We start from the raw sequence: 19,483 nt of genomic DNA on the forward strand, positions 1-19,483 counted from the left end.
GGGGGGGGTGGGGGGGGGGGGGATGCATCGCGTGCCTTCCCAAAAGTCCCGCCACGCATCCCCCTCACCCTCCCCACCGCTTTGCGGCGGGTCCCCTCCCTCTCCCCGGGGGAGAGCGGGCGATCCGGGGGAAGAGGGCCCCTCAACTCCCCGGCGCCCGCGGCGCGCTCCAGTTGCGCAGAACGCTGACGACGCGCAGCACGAACACGGCGAGCGCGCCGGCCACCGCGACCGGCACCGGCGGCAGATCCAGACGATTGCCGGCGATCACCACCGCGGCCCCCAGCAGCGAGGCCATGGCATAGATCTCCTCGCGCAGCACCCGCGGCACCTCGGCGACCAGCAGGTCGCGCACCGCCCCGCCGCCGCAGGCGGTCATCACGCCCAAGAGGGCGGCCGGCAGCGGGCTGAGGCCATAGGCCAGCGCCTTGCCGCAGCCGGCGACGGTGAACAGCCCGAGCCCGGCGGCATCCAGCACCATCACCGGCTTGCCCAGCCGGTTGATCGGGCCGTGGAACAGGAAGGCGGCCATCCCGGCGGCGAGCGCCACCATCAGATAGCGGTCGTCCTGTAGGCTGGCCGGCGGCAGCGCGCCGATCAGCAGGTCGCGGACCACGCCGCCCGCCAGCGCCGCCGCCAGCGACAGCACCATCACCCCGAACAGGTCCAGCCGCTTGCGCACCGCCAGCGTGCCGCCGCTGAGCCCGAAGACGAACACGCCGATGAAATCCATCACCGTCAGTAGGGCGGAGAGGTCGGTCGGCATCGGAATGGGAAGCGGCGGCATGGTCGGGCTCTGCTGAGAACGTCTGCCCACCGATTGAGCACAGCCGCCCCCACCGCGCCAAGCGAAACCTCCGCTACACCGTGTCGGGCGCTGACAGCCGGATGCCCATCCGGCGCGCTTCCAGCATGAAGGCGCGGGTCATCTGCAGCAGGTCCGTGCGCCAATAGAGCTGGGTCAGCGGTTCGTCCAGGAAGCCTTCCGGCAGCATGGCATAGCAATAGGTCTCCACCACCCGCAGGTCATGGTCCCAGGGATCGACGCCGTCGCGCCAGCCGATGGTCCAGCCGGCATGGCCGGCGCCGATGGCCCAGCGTTCGAAATGCGGGGCGATGGTGTTGCTGTCGATCGGGTCCTTCACCGGCACCTGATAGATGGCGACGAACCGCCAGACATTCAGCTGAAGCCGCATCAGCAGCGAATCGCCGAAGGCGCCGATGCGGTACAGGCAGTCGGGCGAGCCGGGGGCGTGGCTGAAGCTGACCTCCGCCCGCCGCAATTCGGCCAATGGCGTGGCGGACGGGGCATCGGCCAGCGGCGGCGTCTCATACTCCACGGCACGCAGATCTTCGACCACGTCATGGGTCAGCATATGGGAAACGCGGCTCTGCGCCTCGGCGATGGTCAGGCGGGTCAAGGGGGCGGTCCCTTTCTGCTGGTGGCTGACGGTCAGGACACGAACGCCCCGTCGGCTGTTTTGTTCATGGGGCACGACTATGCGTCGATTGGGCCCTTGACCTTCCAATGACTGGAAGCCCCATATCACTCCATGCCGAGCGGAATCGAAGGAGAACCGGCATGACCACGACCCAGCACAGCATCAGCCCAACGACGGCCCCCGTCGGTGCCCCGGCCGAACTCGACCTCGGCGTATCGGGCATGACCTGCGCCTCCTGCGTCCGCCGGGTGGAGAAGGCGCTGGGCCGGGTGCCGGGCGTCACCGCCGTCTCGGTCAATCTGGCGACGGAGCGGGCGCGCCTGACCTTCGCCGGTCCGCTGGACGTCAAGGCCGCGGCGGACGCGGTCGAGGCCGCCGGCTACCATGCCGAGAAGCGGGAGTTCGACCTGTCGGTCACCGGCATGACCTGCGCCTCCTGTTCCGGCCGGGTGGAGAAGGCGCTGAGCCGGCTTCCGGGCGTGGAGTCGGCTTCGGTCAATCTGGCGACCGAGCGCGCCCATGTCGTCGCCTTCGCCGGCAGCGTCGACACTGCCGATCTGATCGCGGCGGTGGAGAAGGTCGGCTATGGCGCCGCTCCCGTCGGCCAGGGCGGCGAACAGGCGGAGGAGGAGGCGCGGGCCGACCGCAGCCGGCGCGAGCTGCACCATGTATTGATCGCCGCGGCTCTGTCGCTGCCGCTGCTGGCCGGCATGGTCGGCGACCTGTTCGGGGCGGACTGGATGCTGCCGGGCTGGGTCCAGCTGATCCTCGCCAGCATCGTGCAGTTCTGGCTCGGCGCCCGCTTCTACCGCGCCGGCTGGAACGCGGTGCGGGCAGGGGCCGGCAACATGGATTTGCTGGTGGCGCTCGGCACCTCGGCGGCCTGGGGGCTCAGCCTCTACCTGATGCTGACCGCGCATGACGGGCACGAGCCGCACCTCTATTTCGAAGCCTCCTCGGTCCTCATCACCTTCGTGCTGTTCGGCAAATGGCTGGAGGCGCGGGCCAAGGGCCAGACCGCGGCGGCGATCCGCGCGCTGATGGATTTGCGCCCGGCCACCGCCCGCCTGCGCCGCGACGGGGTGGAGACCGAGGTGCCGGTGGAGCGTGTCCATGTCGGCGACCATGTGGTGGTCCGCCCCGGCGAGCGGGTGCCGGTCGACGGCCGGGTGGTCGAGGGCAGCGGCGGCGTCGACGAATCGATGCTGACCGGCGAGAGCCTGCCGGTGGACAAGGAGCCGGGCGCCCGCGTCACCGGCGGTTCGATCAACGGCGACGGCCTGCTGGTGGTGGAGACCACGGCAGTCGGCACCGAAACCATGCTGGCGCAGATCGTCCGCATGGTGGAGGGCGCCCAGGCGTCGAAGGCGCCGATCCAGCGGCTGGTCGACCGGGTCAGCGCGGTCTTCGTCCCGGCGGTGCTGGCGGTGGCGGCGCTGACGCTCATCGGCTGGTGGATCGTCGGCGGCGACCTGGAGGTGGCCATCGTCGCCGCCGTTTCGGTTCTGGTCATCGCCTGCCCCTGTGCGTTGGGTCTGGCGACGCCGACCGCCATCATGGTCGGCACCGGCGTCGCCGCCCGCCACGGCATCCTCATCAAGGACGCCGAGGCGCTGGAGCGCGCCCATGCCCTGACCGCCGTCGCCTTCGACAAGACCGGCACGCTGACGGAGGGCAAGCCCCGCGTCACCGACCTGATCCCCGCCGAGGATACCGATGGCGAGACCCTGCTCCGCCTCGCCGCCGCGCTCCAGGCCGGCAGCGAGCATCCGCTCGCCCATGCGCTGCGCGACCGCGCCAAGGCGGCGGGCATGGCGGCGGAGGCGGTCACGGACTTCCGTGCTCTGGCCGGCCGTGGCGTTTCCGGCACGGTGGCGGGGCGCCGCCTGCAACTCGGCAACGCCCGTGCGGTGGAAGAGGCCGGCCTGCAGCCGGGTCCGCTGGCCGAACCGGCCGAGGCGCTGGCGGCGACCGGCCGCACCCTGTCCTGGCTGATCGAACTCGGGGAGACGCCGCATCTGCTCGGACTCGTCGCCTTCGGCGATACGGTGAAGGACAGCGCGATCACCGCCGTCGCCTCGTTGAAGGCGCAGGGGGTGGAGCCGGTGATGGTGACCGGTGACGGCCAGGGCGCCGCCCGCTCCGTCGCCGCAGCGCTGGGCATCGAGCGGGTGTTCGCCGAGGTGCTGCCCGGCGACAAGGCTGCCGTCGTCGCGACGCTGAAGGGGGAGGGCAAGGTCGTCGGCATGGTCGGCGACGGCATCAACGACGCACCGGCGCTGGCCGCCGCCGATGTCGGCATCGCCATGGCGACCGGCACCGACGTGGCGATGCACAGCGCCGGCGTCACCCTGATGCGCGGCGATCCGCGTCTGGTCGCCGGGTCCATCGACGTGTCGCGCCGGACCTATTCGAAGATCCGGCAGGGGCTGTTCTGGGCCTTCGCCTACAACGTGGTCGGCATTCCGCTGGCGGCGTCGGGCAATCTCAGCCCGGTGCTGGCGGGAGCGGCGATGGCGCTCAGTTCGGTCAGCGTGGTGGTGAACGCCCTGACCCTGCGCGGCTGGGCTCCGCCGAAGAACGGAGACGCATGATGAAGGACGGCATGACCATCGGCGACGCCGCCAAGGCGTCGGGCGTCAACGCCAAGCTGATCCGCTATTACGAATCCATCGGTTTGATTCCGGAGGCCGGGCGGACGGCGTCGGGCTATCGCGTCTACAGCGACCGCGACGTGAATGTGCTGCGCTTCGTCAAGCGGGCGCGGACGCTGGGCTTCGGGATCGAACGGATCCAGAAGCTGGTCGGGCTGTGGCAGGACCGCTCCCGCTGCAGTTCGGAGGTGAAGCGGATCGCCATGCAGCACATCGACGAGCTGGAGGCGAAGATCTCCGAGTTGCAGGCGATGCGCGACACCCTGCACGAGCTTGCCGACGCCTGCCACGGCGACCACCGCCCGGACTGCCCGATCTTGAAGGATTTGGCGTCGTGAAGTGAACTCTCCCACGCACGTTGTCCCCTCTCCCCCCCGGGGAGAGGGTTAGGGTGAGGGGGGAGCGCGGCGAGGATTTTCAAAAGCCGCGCACTTCCGTCTCCGAGTGACTCCACCCCATGCATCCCCCTCACCCCGACCCTCTCCCCGGGGGGGAGAGGGGGAGATCCCGGGGTTGGAAGGGAGGGACGGGAGAGGGCGCTACAACGCCCCTACCGCTTCGTCTTCGGGTCGTGCGTGTGGTGGAGGTCGCGTTCGCCGCCGCCGCTGGAGCTGCCGGAGTGGCGGGTGTTGGTGGGTTCGCCCGGATGCGGGTGCTTTTCCGGACTGGCCGCCGGCTTGTCGGCGTTCTGCTGGCTGCTGCCGGGGCCGCCATGGTGGCGGTCGGTCGCGTCACTATGCTTGCTCATGCCTCACCGATCCTGCTGATAGCCCTGGTGGGTGGTGTTCTGCCGGGTGTTGCCCTGCTGGCCCTGTTCCTTGGTGTTCGGGGCGCCGCGGTTGCTGACGCCGTCGTCGGGGGTCGCGCTGGTCGCCGGTTCGCCGGGACCCTTGTCGCTGCGGCCCTCGGGCGGGACGGGCGGGATGTGCTTGGTCATGGTGGCGCTCCTTGCTGTTGGCTCGCGTTTTCTTCCAACAGGAGGGCGGGGGAGGGGTTCCGGTTGGATAGAGACCCAGCCCTGCGCTCGGCTGTCGCAATGCTTTCATGCGAAATTGCTGCGACCGCACAGAGTGGATCGGACTCTATGCTGATCCCCATGCCAGATCTTCCCGTCCAGTCTCTCGCCTCCGCAGCATCCGCCGTTCGCCAGCCGCCCGTCGCGGCGTCGGACGGGCTGCCGACCCCGCAGCGCTATTGGGCGATGGCGGCGATGACCGTCGCGCTGATCATGGCGGTGCTGGACGGGGTGGTCGCAAACATCGCCCTGCCGACGATCCAGCGCGAGTTCGCGGTCGATGCCGCCGGTGCCATCTGGGTGGTCAACGCCTATCAGCTGGCGGTCACCGTCGCGCTCTTCCCGCTGGCCTCGCTGGGCGACATCATCGGCTACCGCAAGGTCTACTGGTTTGGTCTGGCGGTCTTCACCGCGGCCTCGCTCGCCTGCGCGCTGTCGCCGAACCTGCCGGTTCTCACCGCCGCCCGCGTGTTGCAGGGCATCGGCGGCGCCGGGATCATGAGCGTCAATCTGGCGCTGGTCCGCCACATCTACCCCTCCACCCATCTCGGGCGCGGCGTCGGCTACAACGCGATGATCGTCGCGGTGTCCTCGGCGGCGGGACCGAGCCTTGCGGCGCTGATCCTGTCGGTGGCCTCCTGGCCCTGGCTGTTCGCGGTCAATGTGCCGCTGGGGCTGGCGGCGCTGGCGGTGGCGGCGCGGTCGATGCCGGTGTCCAACCCGGCCGGGCACCGCTTCGACTGGCTGAGCGCGGCGCTGAACGCCGCCACGCTCGGCCTGCTGATCGTCGGCTTCAAGGGGGTGGACGGCAGCCAGCCCATTTGGCAGGTCGGGGTGGAACTGGCGGCGGCCCTGGCGCTCGGCGCGACGCTGGTGCGGCGCGAACTGGCGCAGGCCGCCCCCTTGCTGCCGGTGGATCTGCTGCGCCGGCCGGTCTTCGCCCTGTCGGTGGTGACCTCGGTCTGCTCCTTCGCGTCGCAGAACATCGTGTTCGTCGCCATGCCCTTCTTTTTCGAGGACGTGCTGCACCGCTCGCTGGCCGAATCTGGTCTGTTGATGACGCCCTGGCCGCTGGTGGTGGCGTTGGTCGCCCCGATTTCCGGCCGGCTGGCCGACCGTTACGAGCCGACGCGGCTGGCGGCGGCCGGGCTGGCGCTGTTCGCCACCGGCCTTGCCCTGATGGCGCTGTTGCCGCCCGATCCGTCGACGTTGGATATGGTCTGGCGGATGGCGCTGGCCGGCTTCGGCTTCGGCCTGTTCCAGACCCCGAACAACAAGGTGCTCGTCAGCAGCGCGCCGAAGGAGCGCAGCGGCGGTGCCAGCGGCATCCAGGCGACCGGTCGCCTGCTGGGCCAGACGCTGGGCGCCGCCACCGTCGGTCTGGTCTTCACCGCCATCGGCAAGGCGGACGGCAGCGTCGTGGTGCTGTGGCTGGGCGCCGGTCTGTGCCTCGTCGCCTGCCTGACCGGCATCTTCCGCCGCCGCCCGGCCGCCGCCTGACCGGCTTGTTGCCTGACCGGTCTATTGCTTGTCGGGCTGCTGGCTTTCGGGCCGGGTCAGCGTCGGCTCGTCGCCGTAGGCGAAGGTCGGCGCCTTGGCGAAATCCGCCTGTCCGATGTTCAGCACCGGCCCGCTCGGACCATTGCCCAGCATGTCGGCCGGAAGCGCCACCAGCTTCTCGCCCAGCCCCAGCACCTCGTTCGGTGCCACGACGATGCGATCCACCCGGTCGCCGGTCTGGTCCATGGTGAAGTCGAGGATGCGGCCGGCCGGCTGGCCGTCATTGGTGCGCAACTCATTCCCCACCATCGCCCGCGCCTGATCGGGGTTGAGCGCGGCCGGCGGCAGGGCCGCCACCGGCGGCGACGAGCCCTGTCCACCGGTTACCGGTGGCGCGGGGTTCTGCACCTCGTGAGAGGGAGCCTCGCCGCTGACCCCCGGCGGGGAGGTGATCGCTCCGGTCGCCGGCTGGTCGTCCGGCCGCGGCGCGGTCATCAGCGGCGGCGAGGCGGTGGCGCCCGGTGCCGGTGTGGTCTGGGCAATGGCGGTGCCGGTCAGCAGCAGCGCCGCGGCCGGCAGGAGCAACAGGGGGCGGAGCATAAGGGCGACCCTTCCGTTCGGATTCGGTATCGCCCTGATTAACAGCGGAACATGCCCAGGGGTTGCCGGCGGGGTTTTGCATATGACTCCCTCTCCCGTCCCGGGAGAGGGAAGGGGCCCACCGCAAAGCGGTGGGAAGGGTGAGGGGTTATACAAGGAACCATGCGCTTCAGGATTCTTGGATCACCCCTCACCCTCCCCGCTTCGCGGGTCCCCTCCCTCTCCCGGGGCGGGAGAGTGCGCATATCCCTACCCCCTTACTTCCCGCGCCCGGTCTTGTCCTGCAGTGCGTCGATCCGCTTCGACGCTTCCGCCTTGGACAGCCCGTCGTCGAAGGACTCGCCGGCTTCCTCGCTCAGCGTCTTCAGGTAGGACGCCTGGGCGCCGGTCATCGGCTCGTCGCCGGTGGTCCAGTCGTCGGGGTTCTTGTCGCGGTTGGAGTGGTCCTCGCCGGTCTTCGGGTTCTCGTGCTCGGAATGGGTCCGGCGGTCGTCGGTGTGCTTGCTGGTCATGATCCGTGCCTCTTAAAAAGGAACGTATCAAGAACAGGCTAGGAGGCGGGAAGTTCCCGCCCTCACCGGAAAACCGTCACCCGCCGTTGCCGCGCAGCAGGAAGACGCCCTGTTCGCCCAGCAGGTTGGCGAGGCCGGAATGGGCATGGCTGGTCACCCGGCCGGCGCGGTCGATGATGCGGGTCTGCTCGATGGTGATGCCCATCTCTTCCGTCAGCACGACGAAGTCGCGCAGCGTGCAGAAATGGATGTTGGGCGTTTCCCACCACTGGTAGCCCAGCTTTTCCGTCACCGGCATGCGGCCGGTCAGCATCAGCTGCAACCGCACCCGCCAATAGCCGAAATTCGGGACGGACACGATGGCGCGGCGGCCGATGCGGCACATCATCTGCAGCACGTCGCGCGGCTGCCGCATCGCCTGCAGGGTCTGGCCCAGGATGACGTAGTCGAAGGCGCCGGCGGGATAGTCCTTCAGGTCGGTCTCGGCATCGCCCTGGATCACCGACAGGCCGTGCGCCACGCATTGCCGCACGCCGTCCATGCTGAGTTCGATGCCGCGCCCGTCGACGTTCTTGGCATGGGTCAGATAGTCCAGCAGGGCACCGTCGCCGCAGCCGACGTCCAGCACGCGGCTGTTCGGCTCCACCATCTCGGCGATCAGCTTCAGGTCGTCGCGAATGTCCACCATGGTCGGTCGTTCTGTCCCAATCAGCGCGCGCGGCGGCGGGCGGACAGGCCGCGATGCTCGGCGCAGCCCTCCAGGAAGCCGTGGATGACCTGATGGAACTCCGGCTCGTCCAGCAGGAAGGCGTCGTGGCCCTTGTCGGTCTCGATCTCCACGAAGCTGACATTGGCGGCGACGGCGTTCAGCGCATGCACGATGGCCCGCGATTCCGAGGTCGGGAACAGCCAGTCGCTGGAGAAGCTGGCAAGGCAGAAGCGCACCGGCGTCGTCTTGCCCCCCGGCCGGAAGGCGTTGGCCAGCGTGCCCCCGGCATCGGCGGCGAGGTCGAAATAATCCATCGCCCGCGTGATGTAGAGGTAGGAGTTGGCGTCGAACCGCTCGACGAAGGCCGCCCCCTGGTAGCGCAGATAGCTTTCCACCTGGAAATCGGCGTCGAAGCCGTAGGTGACCGCCTTGCGGTCCTGCAGGTTGCGGCCGAACTTGCGGTGCAGCGCCGCTTCCGACAGGTAGGTGATGTGGGCGGCCATGCGGGCGACGGCCAGACCGGCCTCCGGCTTGGTGCCTTCCAGCAGATAGTTGCCGCCGCGCCAGTTCGGGTCGGCCATGATCGCCTGGCGCCCGACCTCGTGGAAGGCGATGTTCTGCGCCGAATGGCGGGCGGCGGTGGCGATGGGCACCGCGGCGAACACCGATTCGGGATAGGCCACCGCCCATTGCAGAACCTGCATCCCGCCCATCGAGCCGCCGACGACGCAGAACAGCTTGTCGATGCCGAGATGCTCGACCAGCAGCTTCTGCGCCCGCACCATGTCGCCGATGGTCACCACCGGGAAGGACAGGCCATAGGGCTGGCCGGTGGCCGGGTCGATGTCCTTCGGCCCGGTGCTGCCCAGGCAGCCGCCCAGCACGTTGGAGCAGATGACGAAATAGCGGTCGGTGTCCACCGGCTTGCCGGGGCCGACCAGCATTTCCCACCAGCCGGGCTTGCCGGTGACGGGATGCTTCTCCACCACGAAATGGTCGCCGGTCAGCGCGTGGCAGATCATGATGGCGTTGGATTTGTCGGCGTTCAGCGTGCCGTAGGTCTGGTAGGCGATCTGGAAGCCGCCGATCTCCACCCCGCTGTCCAGCCGCATCGGCTGGTCCACCGCCAGACGCACGCGCTTGCCCGGCATGACTTGGTCATTGGGGGCCGCACTGTCGGCGGCCGGGGTGACCAGGGGAGATTGCGGCGCGGAGGTGGGCGCGGACATGTCGTTTCGTGCCTTGAAAGCGGTTCTGGCCTTCGGGATTTCCAGCCTCGCGGCGCCTTGGCGGAGACCGTCAGAGAGCTGTGGCGGAACGGGAGGGTATAGCTACGAAGCCGGCCTCAAGAGTGTCAATGTTTTCTTTGATTTCAGGGCGCATGCGGACTACTACTAACCGGCTTTGCATTCGATGGTTTTCTGACCCATGGCCGCCGCCCGGACCCCGCTAGACGATTTGCGCCGCGAGATCGACCAGATCGACGACGCGATCCATGACCTGCTGATGCGCCGCGCCGCCGTGGTGGAACGCATCGGGGCGGCGAAGGGCAATGGCGCGGCCGAAAACGGCACGCAGCCGATCATTCTGCGCCCGGCGCGGGAGGCGACGATCCTGCGCCGCCTGATGGCCCGCCATGCCGGCTCCTTCCCCGCCCAGGTCGTCGTGCGCATCTGGCGGGAGATGATCACCGCCTTCACCCGCATGCAGGGACCCTTCGCCGTCGCCGTCTATGCGCCGGAGGACCGCCGCGGATTCTGGGACGTCGCCCGCGACCATTTCGGTGGATTCGTGCCGATGACCGCCGTCAACACTCCGGCCGCCGCGCTCCGCGCCGTGTCGGAAGGGACCGCGACCGTCGCCGTGGTGCCCTATCCGGCCGAGGACGATTCGGATCCCTGGTGGCGCTTCCTGGTGTCGGCCGACGCCGGCCGGCCGCAGGTGGTGGCGCGCCTGCCCTTCGGCGGGCGCGGCAATGCCCGCGGCGAGAATCGCGACGCGCTGGCCATCGCCGCCGTCCCGCACGAGCCGACCGGCGACGACCGCACGCTGCTGAGCATCGAGATCGGCGGCGACCTCAGCCGCGGCCGGCTGAAGGATCTGCTGGAGGCCTGCGGCCTGCCGCCGGTCGGTTTCTGCACCTGGCACCCGGCCGGCCATGCCACCGGGATGAGCGGCGGCGGCCCGTCGGTCCATCTGGTCGAGATCGCCGACTTCGTCGGGCAGGCCGACCCCCGCCTCGCCAAGCTGCTGGAACGGTCGGGCGACATCCCGGTGCGGGTCAACGTCGTCGGCGGCTATGCCGTGCCGCTGCATCTGGGCTGATGCGCGCTTTTGGGGCGAGCCGCCGGGGCGGCTCCTGCCTTATCCTGCCTCCCCATTTCCTGCGATGGAACACCAGCGCTGGTTCTGTTCCATCCTGTTCCAACCCATCCCACTCTGTCGGAAGGTAAGCAGACCATGACCCAGCCGAACGGCCCGCAGCCGCGTCCGGGGATTCTCGACATCGCCGCCTATGTCGGCGGCGAGCATCAGGGTCATATCCGTCTCGCCTCCAACGAAGGGGCGCTGGGACCGAGCCCGAAGGCGATGGAGGCCTATACGGCGGCGGCGTCCACCCTGCATCGCTATCCGGACGGCGCCTCGGCGGCCCTGCGCGGCGCCATCGCCAAGCGCTTCAACCTGGATGCCGACCGCATCGTTTGCGGCGCCGGGTCCGACGAGATCATCAGCCTGCTGATCCGCTCCTATGCCGGGCCGGGCGACGAGGTGCTGTATTCGCAGTACGGCTTCCTGATGTACCCGATCGGCGCCAAGTCGGTGGGCGCCACCCCGGTTACCGCGCCCGAGGACGGGCTGACCGCCAGCGTCGACAACCTGCTTGCCCGCGTCACCCCGCGCACCCGTCTGGTCTTCCTCGCCAACCCGAACAACCCGACAGGTACCTATCTGCCCGCATCGGAGGTGGCGCGGCTGCATGCCGGCCTGCCCTCCGACGTCATCCTGGTCATCGACGCGGCTTATGCCGAATACATGAACAAGGACGACTACACCGCCGGGGAGGAATTGGTGGAGAAGTTCCCGAACGTGGTGATGACCCGCACCTTCTCGAAGATCTTCGCGCTGGGCTCGCTGCGCATCGGCTGGTGCTATGGCCCGGCCGGGATCGTCGACGTGCTGAACCGCGTGCGCGGTCCCTTCAACGTGTCGACCGCCGCCCATGTCGCCGGCATCGCCGCGGTGGAGGACGCCGAGTTCCTCGACCGCTCCCGCCGCCACAATGAGCAGTGGCGCGAGTGGTTTTCCGCCACCGTGCGGGAGTTGGGCCTGACGGTGCATCCCAGCGTCACCAACTTCGTCCTGGTCGATTTCAAGGGCCAGCCCGCCGGCAAGGACGACGCCGAGGCCGCGCGCCAGTTCCTGAAGGCCCGCGGCATCCTGGTCCGCCAGATGCCGTCCTACGGCCTGCCGAGCTGCCTGCGCGTCACCATCGGCACCGAACAGGAAATGCGCACGGTGGCCGACGCGCTGCGAGACTTTTTGAAGGCGTAACAGAGTGCGGCGTAAATCTCCCTCTCCCGCCCCGGGAGAGGGAAGGGGCCCAAGCGAAGCTTGGGAAGGGTGAGGGATTGGGCACGAAGCCATGCGCTTCGGGGCCAAGCGCTTCAGGATTCTTGGATCACCCCTCACCCTCCCCACGCCTTCGGCGCGGGTCCCCTCCCTCTCCCGGGACGGGAGAGGGCCTATTTCTACGCCTCACCCCCGGTTCAGCAGGAAATCGACCGTTTGCGGCCGGCCCGGCAGGTCGAGCTTCGCCTGCACCGGCTCGCAGCGGCTGACGATCCGGCCACGGCGCAGGACGAACAGGCGGGCGGCGCGGGTGCGGATCGCCTCCACGGCACTGCCAGCCTGGAGCACCACGAGATCGGCGTTGCAGCCGGGTTCCAACCCGTAGCCGTCCAGATGCAGCAGGCGGGCCGGGTTGACCGTCACCGCGTCGAAGGCGGCCTTGATGCCGTCCTGGCCGGTCATCTGCCCGACATGCAGGCCCATATGCGCCACCTCCAGCATGTCGCCTGAGCCCAGCGGATACCAGGGGTCCATCACGCAATCATGGCCGAAGGCGACCGTCAGCCCGGCGGCCATCAGCTCCGGCACGCGGGTCATGCCGCGGCGCTTGGGATAGGTGTCGTGGCGACCCTGGAGGACGATGTTGATCAACGGGTTGGCGATCACTCCCAGCCGAGCCTCCGCCATCAGCGGGATCAGCTTGGAGACATAGTAATTATCCATGGAATGCATGGAAGTCAGGTGCGACCCCGTCACCCGGCCGTGCAGCCCCAGCCGCTGAGTCTCGTAGGCCAGCGTCTCGACATGGCGGGACAGCGGGTCGTCGCTCTCGTCGCAATGCATGTCGACCAGCAGCCCGCGCTCCGCCGCGATCTCGCAGAGCAGGCGGACCGACGCGGCGCCGTCGGCCATGGTGCGCTCGAAATGCGGGATGCCGCCGACCACGTCGACGCCCATGTCCAGCGCGCGGCGCAGCAGTTCCTCGGTGCCGGCTGAGCGCAGGACGCCGTCCTGCGGGAAGGCGACCAACTGCAGGTCGAGATAGGGGGAGACGCGCTTCTTGACGTCCAGCAGCGCTTCGACCGCCAGGAGGCGCGGATCGCAGACGTCGACATGGCTGCGCACCGCCAGTAACCCGCGCCCGACCGCCCAGTCGCAGTAGGCGAGCGCCCGCTCGACGATGGCGTCCTGCACCAGCTGCGGCTTCAGCTCGCCCCACAGCGCGATGCCCTCCAGCAGGGTGCCGCTCTGGTTCACGCGCGGCAGGCCGTAGCTGAGCGTGCTGTCCATGTGGAAATGGGAATCGACGAAGGGCGGCGTGACCAGCCGGCCGGTGGCGTCGATTTCGGAGGCGGCCTCGCCAGCCAGATTGGCTTCCACAGCGGCGATGCGGCCACCCCGGATGCCGATGTCGATGCCGCTGCGGCCATCCGGAAGGGTGGCGCGGCGCAGGATCAGGTCGAACATCAGCGTTCTCCTTTGCGGTACGGGATCATCAGGGCGCGCGGGTAGGAGGCCCGGCGGGCCACCAGAACCAGCGCCAGGATGCTCAGCAGATAGGGCATCATCAGGAACAGCTGGTAGGGGAGGACGCCGCCGCTCGCCTGCTGCAACCGCAGTTGCAGCGCATCGAACACCGCGAACAGCATGGCGCCCAGCAGAGCCTTGCCCGGCCGCCAGGAGGCGAAGACCACCAGCGCGATGCAGATCCAGCCGCGGCCGTTGACCATGTTGAAAAAGAAGGCGTTGAAGGCCGACAGGGTCAGGAAGGCGCCGGCCAGCGCCATCAGCGCACTGCCCGCCACCACCGCGCCGATGCGGATGGCGGTGACGTTCAGCCCCTGCGCCTCGGCGGCGGCCGGATTCTCGCCGACCATCCGCACCGCCAGCCCGACCGGCGTGCGGTAGAGGACATAGGCGACGACCGCGACGAGCAGAAAGGCGAGGTAGGTCAGCGGCGTCTGGGCCAGGGCGCCGGGCAGGGCCAGTGGCTGGAACGGCTCGATGGTCGGCGGGGTGCTGGCCTGCGGCAGGACGAGGCGGTAGACGAAATAGGACAGGCTGGTGCCGAGCAGGGTCACGCCGATGCCCGTCACATGTTGCGACAGCCCGAGCGGCACGGCCAGCGCCGCATGCAGCAGGCCGAGCAGCGCGCCGCAGGCGGCAGCAGCCAGCACGCCGGTCCACAGATCGGCTCCCTGGTAGACCGCCATCCAGCCGGCCATGGCGCCCAGCGTCATGATGCCTTCGATGCCGAGATTCAGCACGCCGGCCCGCTCGCACACGAGTTCGCCCAGCGTGCCCAGCACATAGGGGGTGGCGATGCGCAGCACCGCGGTCCAGAAGGCGGCGGACAGCAGGATGTCGAGGATGGTCGACAGGAAATCCATAACCCCTTACCCCCGCCGCAGCCGGTAGCGCGCCAGCAGCCCGGCGACCAGCATGCACAGCAGGCTGGCGGCGACCAGGACGTCGGCGATGTAGTTGGGAACCGGCATGGCCCGGCTCATGGCGTCGGCACCGACGAAGATGCCGGCGATGAACAGCGCGGCCCCGACCACGCCGATGGGGTGCAACTGCGCCAGCATGGCGACGACGATGCCGCTGTAGCCGAAGCCCGGCGACAGGTCGAGCGTCAGGTAGCCCTTCAGGCCGCAGACCTCCGCGGCGCCGGCCAGCCCGGCGAGGCCACCCGACAGCAAGGCGGTGCGCAGCATCACCCGCGTCACCGGCATGCCGGCGAAGGCGGCGGCGCGCGGGTTGGCGCCGACCGCCCGGTTCTCGTAGCCCCAGATGGTCCGGGTATCGACCAGCCACAGCAGGACCGACAGGCCGAGCGCGATGGCGAACCCGGCATGCAGCCGGGTGCGCGCCACCAGCTTGGGCAGCTCCGCCGCTTCCACGACCGGCGCCGACTGCGGCCAGCCCATGCCCATCGGGTCCTTCAAGGCCCCTTCCAGCAGCATCGACACCAGCAGAAGCACGACGAAATTCAGCAGCAGGGTGGTCACCACCTCGTCGACGCCGAAGCGGACCTTCAGCACGGCGGGACCGAGCAGGGTGACGCCGCCTGCCGCCATGCCGGCGATCATCACCAGGGGGATCAGCGCCCAGGCCGGCAGGTCGAGCATGCCGCCGCCGACCACCACGGCGGCCAGGGCGCCCATATAGAGCTGGCCCTCCGCTCCGATGTTCCACAGCTTGGCGCGAAAGGCGACGGCGGCGGCGAGGCCGGTCAGGATCAGCGGGGTGGCGCGGGTCAGCGTCTCGGTCAGGGCGAAGCGGGAACCGACCGCCCCCTCGAACAGCAGGCCGTAGGCGCGCAGCACCGGGGCGCCGGTCCAGGCGACCAGCAAAGCGCAGAGCGCCAGCGCCGCGACCACGGCGCCCACCGGGGCCAGCAGCCGCAGGGCGAGCGGGGTATCGGTGCGCGGTTCAAGCCGCATTAACTGTCTCCGGCAGGATGTCGCGCAAAACGTCCCAATGCCCGGCCATCAGCAGGCCGAGTTGGCTGACCGACACCCGGTCATGCGGCAGAAGCGGGGTGAGACGCCCGTGATAGGCGACGGTGACGCAGTCGGCGAGCGCCAGGATCTCGTCCAGATCCTCGGAGATCAGCAGGACGCCGGCTCCGGCGGCACGGGCGTCGAGCAGCCGGCTGTGGACGTAGGACACCGCGCCGATGTCGAGGCCGCGCGTCGGCTGGCTCGCCAGGATCAGGTCCGGCCCGTGGGCCAGCGTGCGGCCCAGGATCAGCTTCTGCATGTTGCCGCCCGACAGCAGCTGCGTCCGGGCATCGGGGCCGGGGCAGCGGACGTCGAACTCCTCGATCACTTTGCGGGCGTAGGCCCTTGCGGCCCCGCGCCGCAGCACGCCGAAACGGGAGAAGGCGGAATCGTGATAGCGCTCGGCGATCAGGTTCTCCCACACCGCCATGGCGCCGACCAGACCGGCGCTGTGGCGATCCTCCGGGATGCGGGCGACGCCGCGCCGGACCATGTCGGCGGGGTCGCCATGCTCCACCACGCTGCCCTTCAAGGACAGCCGGCCCGAATCCGGACGGATCAACCCGCTGACCAGCTCAGCCAGCGCCGTCTGGCCGTTGCCGGACACGCCGGCGATGCCGACCACCTGATGGCGCCGCACCGTCAGGTCCACCCCGTCCAGCAGCGGGCGGCCATGGCCGGAGGCGACCGTGACGCCCGACAGCTCCAGCACCGGCTCGCCGGGGCTGAGCGGGGTGGGGGCCGGCGGCTTGACGCTGCGGCCGACCATCAGCTCGGCCAGCTTGGCGCGGTCGGTGGAGGCGGTGGCGTGGGTGGCGACCAGCTTTCCCGCGCGCAGAACGGCGACGGTGTCGCTGGCGGCGAAGACCTCGTTCATCTTGTGGCTGATGAAGACGACGGCGAGCCCATCGGCGGTCAGCCGGCGCAGCGTGTCGAACAGCCCCGCCGATTCCTGCGGCGTCAGCACCGCGGTCGGCTCGTCCAGGATCAGGATGCGGGCGTCGCGGTAGAGCGCCTTCAGAATTTCCACCCGCTGGCGCTCGCCGACCGACAGGTCGCCGACCAGCGCGTCCGGCCGGACCTCCAGCCCGAAGCGTTGCGACAGGTCGAGCAGGCGGCGGCGGGCGGCGCCCCGGTCGGAGCGCCAGCGCCACAGCGATTCGGTGCCGACGGCGATGTTGTCCAGCACCGACAGATTGTCCGCCAGCGTGAAATGCTGGTGGACCATGCCGATGCCGGCCTCCAGCGCGGCGCGGGGCGAACCCGGCGGCAAGGGACGGCCGAATGCCTCGATGGTGCCCTCGTCGGCGACGTAATGACCGAAGAGGATGTTCATCAGGGTGGTCTTGCCGGCCCCGTTCTCGCCCAGCAGCGCCAGCACCTCGCCGGCGCGCAGCGTCAGCGAGATGTCGTCGTTGGCGAGCAGCGGACCAAACCGCTTCGAAATGCCGGCGAGCCGGAGGACGACCTCCGGCCCGCCTTTCACGGGTGATGACATTGCAGATACGCCGGGCGTCACATCGTCGACTTCGGCTCGGCGTCGTTGACCTTGACGGTGAACTTGCCGTCGCGGATCTGCTGCTCGCGCTCCTTGACCTTCGCCTTGATGGCGTCGGGGACCTTCGACTCGAAGGTGCCGAGCGGCGCAAGGCTGGAGCCCTTGTGCGCCATCATGCTGTAGGGGCCGTAATCCTCGGCCTTGTAGCTGCCGGCCTTCACCGCGGCGATGGCGCGCTCCACCGACGGTTCCATGTGCCACAGGGCGCTGGCGACGACGGTCTCCGGATATTGCGGCTGGGTGTCGATGACGTTGCCGATGGCCAGAACCTTGCGCTCCTTGGCCGCATCCGACACGCCGAAGCGCTCGGCGTACATCACGTCGGCGCCGCGGTCGATCATGGCGAAGGCGGCTTCCTTGGCCTTGGGCGGGTCGAACCAGGAGCCGATGAAGCTGACCGAGAACTTGACCTGCGGGTTGACCTCCTTGGCGCCCTCCATGAAGGCATTCATCAGGCGGTTGACCTCGGGGATCGGATAGCCGCCGACCATGCCGATCACGTTCGACTTGGTCATGCCGCCGGCGACCATGCCGGACAGGTAGGCCGGCTCCTGGATGTAGTTGTCGAAGACCGAGAAGTTGGGCTCCTGCGGCTTGAAGCTGGAGCCCATGACGAAGGCGGTCTTCGGATAGTCCTTGGCGACGGCGCGGGCGGCGCGCTCCACGCCGAACACCTCGCCGAAGACCAACTGCTGGCCGGCCTCGGCATACTGGCGCATCACGCGCTCATAGTCGGTGTTGGCGACCGACTCGGCCCAGACATACTCGATGTCGCCACGGTCGGCGGCGGCCTTCAGCGCGACATGGATGCGGCTGACCCACTGCTGCTCGATCGGCACGGTGTAGATGCCGGCGACCTTCAGCTTGCCTTCCGCGAATGCCGGCAGGGAGCTGCCGGCCACCGCCGCGAAGGCCACCGCGGCGACGCCGCACAGCACCGCACGGCGCGTCATTCCCAAAACTGTCATCGCCCGATCCCCCATCCCCCGAACCGACATCGTGAGCCCCCTTTGTCGCTGAGTATCGTTGGCTGCATTTTGCTGGCAGCAGAGCGGTCGACCCGCCGGGGAATGAATACCCGGGAATGCTTCCCCAAATCCATGGACCCGTGCGAGCCGTGCATGCAAATGCAACGGAAATGCCATCGGCCGGAACCGCCGCCCGTCACACGGGCGCGGTCATCCTGCCGGTCAGAATGCTGGCATGTGATTGAAAAAGGGGCAACTCTTCTTGGCGATCCGGTCAGGATCGGGGCGTCACGTCCTCCGGCCGTTCACCGCGCCTGCGGGCGTCGCCGCGGCAGCGGTCGGAGCAGTATTTCACCTCGTCCCACACCCGCTCCCATTTCTTGCGCCAAGTGAAGGGACGGTTGCAGACCGGGCAGGTCTTGGTCGGCAGGTCGGCCTTCTTTACGCCCCTCATGCCGGGCCCCCTCCCAGAATTGCGGCGGGACGGCGCAGGACGGGGTCGAAGGGGTTCAACTGGCGGCTGATCGCAGCGGATTCGCGTTTCAGGATGTCGACCACCACCGGCAGCCGCTCCTCGTTCAGCCGCTCGCTGATCGTGCCGACGCTGAGTGCCGCCACCGCATGGCCGTCGCGGTCCAGCACCGGAACCGCCACGCCGGACATTCCCGGCAGCAGGCCGGTGGAGCGGCTGGCATAGCCCACCTCCCGCACCCGCGCGATCTCCGTGCGCAGATAGACCTCGTCGATGATGCCGACACCCTGCATGCGCGGCAGGTTGAAGCGGATGACTTCCTCCCGCTCCTCCGCATGCAGGAAGGCCATGATGGCAAGGCTGCCCTGGCCGACGCCCAGCGTCACCCGGCCGCCGATGTCGCCGGTGAAGGAGCGGATGGGGAAGGGCCCCTCGCTGCGGTCCAGGCACACCGCGTCGAAGCCGCTACGCACCAGCAGGAAGATGGTGTCGCGCAGGGTCGCCGACAGGCGCAGCAGGATCGGCCGGCAGATGTCGCGAAGGTTGTTCGGGTTTCCGGCCTGCGCCGCCAAACCGAACAGGTCGATGCCCAGCCGGTAGCGCTTGGTCGCCTTGTCCGCCTCCGCCATGCCTTCTTCCACCAGGATCTTCAGCAGTCGGTGGACGGTCGGCGGGGTGAGGTCGAGGGCGCGCGCGATGTCGGTCAGCCGAGCCCCCGTCTCGTTGGAGGAGGCCAGCAGGCGCAGGATCGCCAACCCGCGCTGCAGGCTGGATTTGCCGCCCGCCTCCTCATTGCCGGTGCCCTCGCCACCGGTGCTCTTGTCGGTCTTGCTGCGGGTGTCGGCGCTCATTTCCAGCCTCTTCCTGAAAATCGAAGAATGTTTGTTGGTCCATCTATTCCGCATATCGGAAGCTTTTGCAAAATCTTTTCTGCCAATGGAAAAAGCGGATTGACGCGACCGGGGGTGCGGCGGAAC

The 19,483-nt window shown here is 69.1% G+C and carries 20 protein-coding genes; 5 read left to right on the forward strand and 15 right to left on the reverse strand.

The annotated features are described in order from the left end of the window. Window positions 1-142: 142 nt before the first annotated feature. Together TSH20_RS00865 and TSH20_RS00870 are read right to left on the reverse strand one after the other, a co-directional pair. Window positions 143-787 carry a trimeric intracellular cation channel family protein gene (locus TSH20_RS00865; protein WP_109072945.1) on the reverse strand — a complete coding sequence of 215 codons (645 nt, stop codon included), beginning with the start codon at window positions 785-787 and terminating at the stop codon, window positions 143-145. A gap of 73 nt (window positions 788-860) precedes the next feature. Beyond that, the gene (locus TSH20_RS00870) at window positions 861-1,421 is read right to left on the reverse strand and encodes a hypothetical protein (RefSeq protein WP_109072946.1); all 561 of its coding nucleotides are present in this window, start codon (window positions 1,419-1,421) and stop codon (window positions 861-863) included. A 161-nt stretch (window positions 1,422-1,582) separates the two neighbouring features. On the opposite strand from TSH20_RS00870, the gene TSH20_RS00875 reads away from it, so the two are divergent. After that, a complete protein-coding gene (locus TSH20_RS00875) occupies window positions 1,583-4,036 on the forward strand; it encodes a heavy metal translocating P-type ATPase (protein ID WP_109072947.1) in 2,454 nt (817 codons plus the stop codon). Window positions 4,037-4,047: 11 nt separating this feature from the next. After that, window positions 4,048-4,434 carry a Cu(I)-responsive transcriptional regulator gene (gene cueR, locus TSH20_RS00880; protein ID WP_109073033.1) on the forward strand — a complete coding sequence of 129 codons (387 nt, stop codon included), beginning with the start codon at window positions 4,048-4,050 and terminating at the stop codon, window positions 4,432-4,434. Between the two features lie 212 nt (window positions 4,435-4,646). On the opposite strand, the gene TSH20_RS00885 is transcribed toward cueR, so the two are convergent. Both TSH20_RS00885 and TSH20_RS00890 read right to left on the reverse strand, forming a co-directional pair. Beyond that, window positions 4,647-4,844, reverse strand: coding sequence for a hypothetical protein (locus tag TSH20_RS00885; protein WP_109072948.1), 198 nt, complete (start codon window positions 4,842-4,844; stop codon window positions 4,647-4,649). A 3-nt stretch (window positions 4,845-4,847) separates the two neighbouring features. After that, a complete protein-coding gene (locus TSH20_RS00890) occupies window positions 4,848-5,033 on the reverse strand; it encodes a hypothetical protein (protein WP_109072949.1) in 186 nt (61 codons plus the stop codon). 159 nt (window positions 5,034-5,192) lie between these two features. On the opposite strand from TSH20_RS00890, the gene TSH20_RS00895 reads away from it, so the two are divergent. Then, a complete protein-coding gene (locus TSH20_RS00895; protein ID WP_247871205.1) occupies window positions 5,193-6,611 on the forward strand; it encodes an MFS transporter in 1,419 nt (472 codons plus the stop codon). A gap of 21 nt (window positions 6,612-6,632) precedes the next feature. Here the strand turns inward: TSH20_RS00895 and TSH20_RS00900 are convergent, their stop codons facing one another. The 4 genes from TSH20_RS00900 to TSH20_RS00915 all read right to left on the reverse strand — a co-directional run bounded on the left by TSH20_RS00900 (window position 6,633) and on the right by TSH20_RS00915 (window position 9,661). Then, window positions 6,633-7,211: a PRC-barrel domain-containing protein gene (locus TSH20_RS00900; protein WP_109072951.1), complete on the reverse strand. Its 579-nt coding sequence runs from the start codon at window positions 7,209-7,211 to the stop codon at window positions 6,633-6,635. 257 nt (window positions 7,212-7,468) lie between these two features. Next, window positions 7,469-7,723 (reverse strand): DUF3072 domain-containing protein, encoded by a 255-nt coding sequence (locus TSH20_RS00905; RefSeq protein WP_085083889.1) that lies wholly within the window; start codon window positions 7,721-7,723, stop codon window positions 7,469-7,471. A 76-nt stretch (window positions 7,724-7,799) separates the two neighbouring features. Further along, the gene (gene metW / locus TSH20_RS00910) at window positions 7,800-8,411 is read right to left on the reverse strand and encodes a methionine biosynthesis protein MetW (RefSeq protein WP_109072952.1); all 612 of its coding nucleotides are present in this window, start codon (window positions 8,409-8,411) and stop codon (window positions 7,800-7,802) included. Window positions 8,412-8,431: 20 nt separating this feature from the next. Further along, window positions 8,432-9,661 carry a homoserine O-acetyltransferase gene (locus TSH20_RS00915; protein ID WP_109072953.1) on the reverse strand — a complete coding sequence of 410 codons (1,230 nt, stop codon included), beginning with the start codon at window positions 9,659-9,661 and terminating at the stop codon, window positions 8,432-8,434. A gap of 199 nt (window positions 9,662-9,860) precedes the next feature. Here TSH20_RS00915 and TSH20_RS00920 point away from each other — a divergent pair, with 199 nt between their 5' ends. Then, window positions 9,861-10,757, forward strand: coding sequence for a chorismate mutase (locus TSH20_RS00920; RefSeq protein ID WP_109072954.1), 897 nt, complete (start codon window positions 9,861-9,863; stop codon window positions 10,755-10,757). A 135-nt stretch (window positions 10,758-10,892) separates the two neighbouring features. Beyond that, window positions 10,893-11,984 carry a histidinol-phosphate transaminase gene (gene hisC, locus TSH20_RS00925; protein ID WP_109072955.1) on the forward strand — a complete coding sequence of 364 codons (1,092 nt, stop codon included), beginning with the start codon at window positions 10,893-10,895 and terminating at the stop codon, window positions 11,982-11,984. Window positions 11,985-12,188: 204 nt separating this feature from the next. On the opposite strand, the gene TSH20_RS00935 is transcribed toward hisC, so the two are convergent. From TSH20_RS00935 to TSH20_RS00965, 7 genes are all read right to left on the reverse strand, one after another. Continuing rightward, window positions 12,189-13,469 (reverse strand): amidohydrolase family protein, encoded by a 1,281-nt coding sequence (locus TSH20_RS00935; protein WP_109072957.1) that lies wholly within the window; start codon window positions 13,467-13,469, stop codon window positions 12,189-12,191. Beyond that, window positions 13,469-14,392 carry an ABC transporter permease gene (locus TSH20_RS00940; RefSeq protein WP_109072958.1) on the reverse strand — a complete coding sequence of 308 codons (924 nt, stop codon included), beginning with the start codon at window positions 14,390-14,392 and terminating at the stop codon, window positions 13,469-13,471. Before TSH20_RS00940 ends, TSH20_RS00935 begins: the two co-directional genes overlap by 1 nt. A 6-nt stretch (window positions 14,393-14,398) precedes the next feature. Continuing rightward, entirely contained in the window at window positions 14,399-15,448 is a 1,050-nt protein-coding gene (locus tag TSH20_RS00945) for an ABC transporter permease (protein ID WP_109072959.1), read from the reverse strand. Continuing rightward, entirely contained in the window at window positions 15,438-17,006 is a 1,569-nt protein-coding gene (locus TSH20_RS00950) for an ABC transporter ATP-binding protein (protein ID WP_109072960.1), read from the reverse strand. Before TSH20_RS00950 ends, TSH20_RS00945 begins: the two co-directional genes overlap by 11 nt. Before the next feature lie 17 nt (window positions 17,007-17,023). Continuing rightward, the gene (locus TSH20_RS00955; RefSeq protein WP_199231915.1) at window positions 17,024-18,034 is read right to left on the reverse strand and encodes a BMP family protein; all 1,011 of its coding nucleotides are present in this window, start codon (window positions 18,032-18,034) and stop codon (window positions 17,024-17,026) included. Window positions 18,035-18,308: 274 nt separating this feature from the next. Then, on the reverse strand, window positions 18,309-18,488 hold the full coding sequence (locus TSH20_RS00960) for a DUF2256 domain-containing protein (protein ID WP_109072962.1): 180 nt from the start codon (window positions 18,486-18,488) through the stop codon (window positions 18,309-18,311). Continuing rightward, window positions 18,485-19,357 carry an IclR family transcriptional regulator gene (locus TSH20_RS00965; protein ID WP_199231914.1) on the reverse strand — a complete coding sequence of 291 codons (873 nt, stop codon included), beginning with the start codon at window positions 19,355-19,357 and terminating at the stop codon, window positions 18,485-18,487. The genes TSH20_RS00960 and TSH20_RS00965 overlap by 4 nt, the downstream gene beginning before the upstream one ends. Window positions 19,358-19,483: the final 126 nt, after the last annotated feature.

The sequence above is a fragment of the Azospirillum sp. TSH20 genome (assembly GCF_003115935.1).
In the GTDB taxonomy this organism is placed as follows: Bacteria; Pseudomonadota; Alphaproteobacteria; order Azospirillales; family Azospirillaceae; genus Azospirillum.

What these genes read in the sequence shown, in the direction of transcription:
- TSH20_RS00945 (WP_109072959.1), bottom strand. Translation starts at nt 15,448, where the DNA reads ATGCGGCTTGAACCGCGCACCGATACCCCGCTCGCCCTGCGGCTGCTG.
- cueR (WP_109073033.1), top strand. Translation starts at nt 4,048, where the DNA reads ATGACCATCGGCGACGCCGCCAAGGCGTCGGGCGTCAACGCCAAGCTG.
- TSH20_RS00905 (WP_085083889.1), bottom strand. Translation starts at nt 7,723, where the DNA reads ATGACCAGCAAGCACACCGACGACCGCCGGACCCATTCCGAGCACGAG.
- TSH20_RS00900 (WP_109072951.1), bottom strand. Translation starts at nt 7,211, where the DNA reads ATGCTCCGCCCCCTGTTGCTCCTGCCGGCCGCGGCGCTGCTGCTGACC.
- TSH20_RS00960 (WP_109072962.1), bottom strand. Translation starts at nt 18,488, where the DNA reads ATGAGGGGCGTAAAGAAGGCCGACCTGCCGACCAAGACCTGCCCGGTC.
- TSH20_RS00865 (WP_109072945.1), bottom strand. Translation starts at nt 787, where the DNA reads ATGCCGCCGCTTCCCATTCCGATGCCGACCGACCTCTCCGCCCTACTG.
- TSH20_RS00935 (WP_109072957.1), bottom strand. Translation starts at nt 13,469, where the DNA reads ATGTTCGACCTGATCCTGCGCCGCGCCACCCTTCCGGATGGCCGCAGC.
- metW (WP_109072952.1), bottom strand. Translation starts at nt 8,411, where the DNA reads ATGGTGGACATTCGCGACGACCTGAAGCTGATCGCCGAGATGGTGGAG.
- TSH20_RS00920 (WP_109072954.1), top strand. Translation starts at nt 9,861, where the DNA reads ATGGCCGCCGCCCGGACCCCGCTAGACGATTTGCGCCGCGAGATCGAC.
- TSH20_RS00885 (WP_109072948.1), bottom strand. Translation starts at nt 4,844, where the DNA reads ATGAGCAAGCATAGTGACGCGACCGACCGCCACCATGGCGGCCCCGGC.
- TSH20_RS00950 (WP_109072960.1), bottom strand. Translation starts at nt 17,006, where the DNA reads ATGTCATCACCCGTGAAAGGCGGGCCGGAGGTCGTCCTCCGGCTCGCC.
- TSH20_RS00875 (WP_109072947.1), top strand. Translation starts at nt 1,583, where the DNA reads ATGACCACGACCCAGCACAGCATCAGCCCAACGACGGCCCCCGTCGGT.
- TSH20_RS00955 (WP_199231915.1), bottom strand. Translation starts at nt 18,034, where the DNA reads ATGACAGTTTTGGGAATGACGCGCCGTGCGGTGCTGTGCGGCGTCGCC.
- hisC (WP_109072955.1), top strand. Translation starts at nt 10,893, where the DNA reads ATGACCCAGCCGAACGGCCCGCAGCCGCGTCCGGGGATTCTCGACATC.
- TSH20_RS00940 (WP_109072958.1), bottom strand. Translation starts at nt 14,392, where the DNA reads ATGGATTTCCTGTCGACCATCCTCGACATCCTGCTGTCCGCCGCCTTC.
- TSH20_RS00915 (WP_109072953.1), bottom strand. Translation starts at nt 9,661, where the DNA reads ATGTCCGCGCCCACCTCCGCGCCGCAATCTCCCCTGGTCACCCCGGCC.
- TSH20_RS00890 (WP_109072949.1), bottom strand. Translation starts at nt 5,033, where the DNA reads ATGACCAAGCACATCCCGCCCGTCCCGCCCGAGGGCCGCAGCGACAAG.
- TSH20_RS00895 (WP_247871205.1), top strand. Translation starts at nt 5,193, where the DNA reads ATGCCAGATCTTCCCGTCCAGTCTCTCGCCTCCGCAGCATCCGCCGTT.
- TSH20_RS00965 (WP_199231914.1), bottom strand. Translation starts at nt 19,357, where the DNA reads ATGAGCGCCGACACCCGCAGCAAGACCGACAAGAGCACCGGTGGCGAG.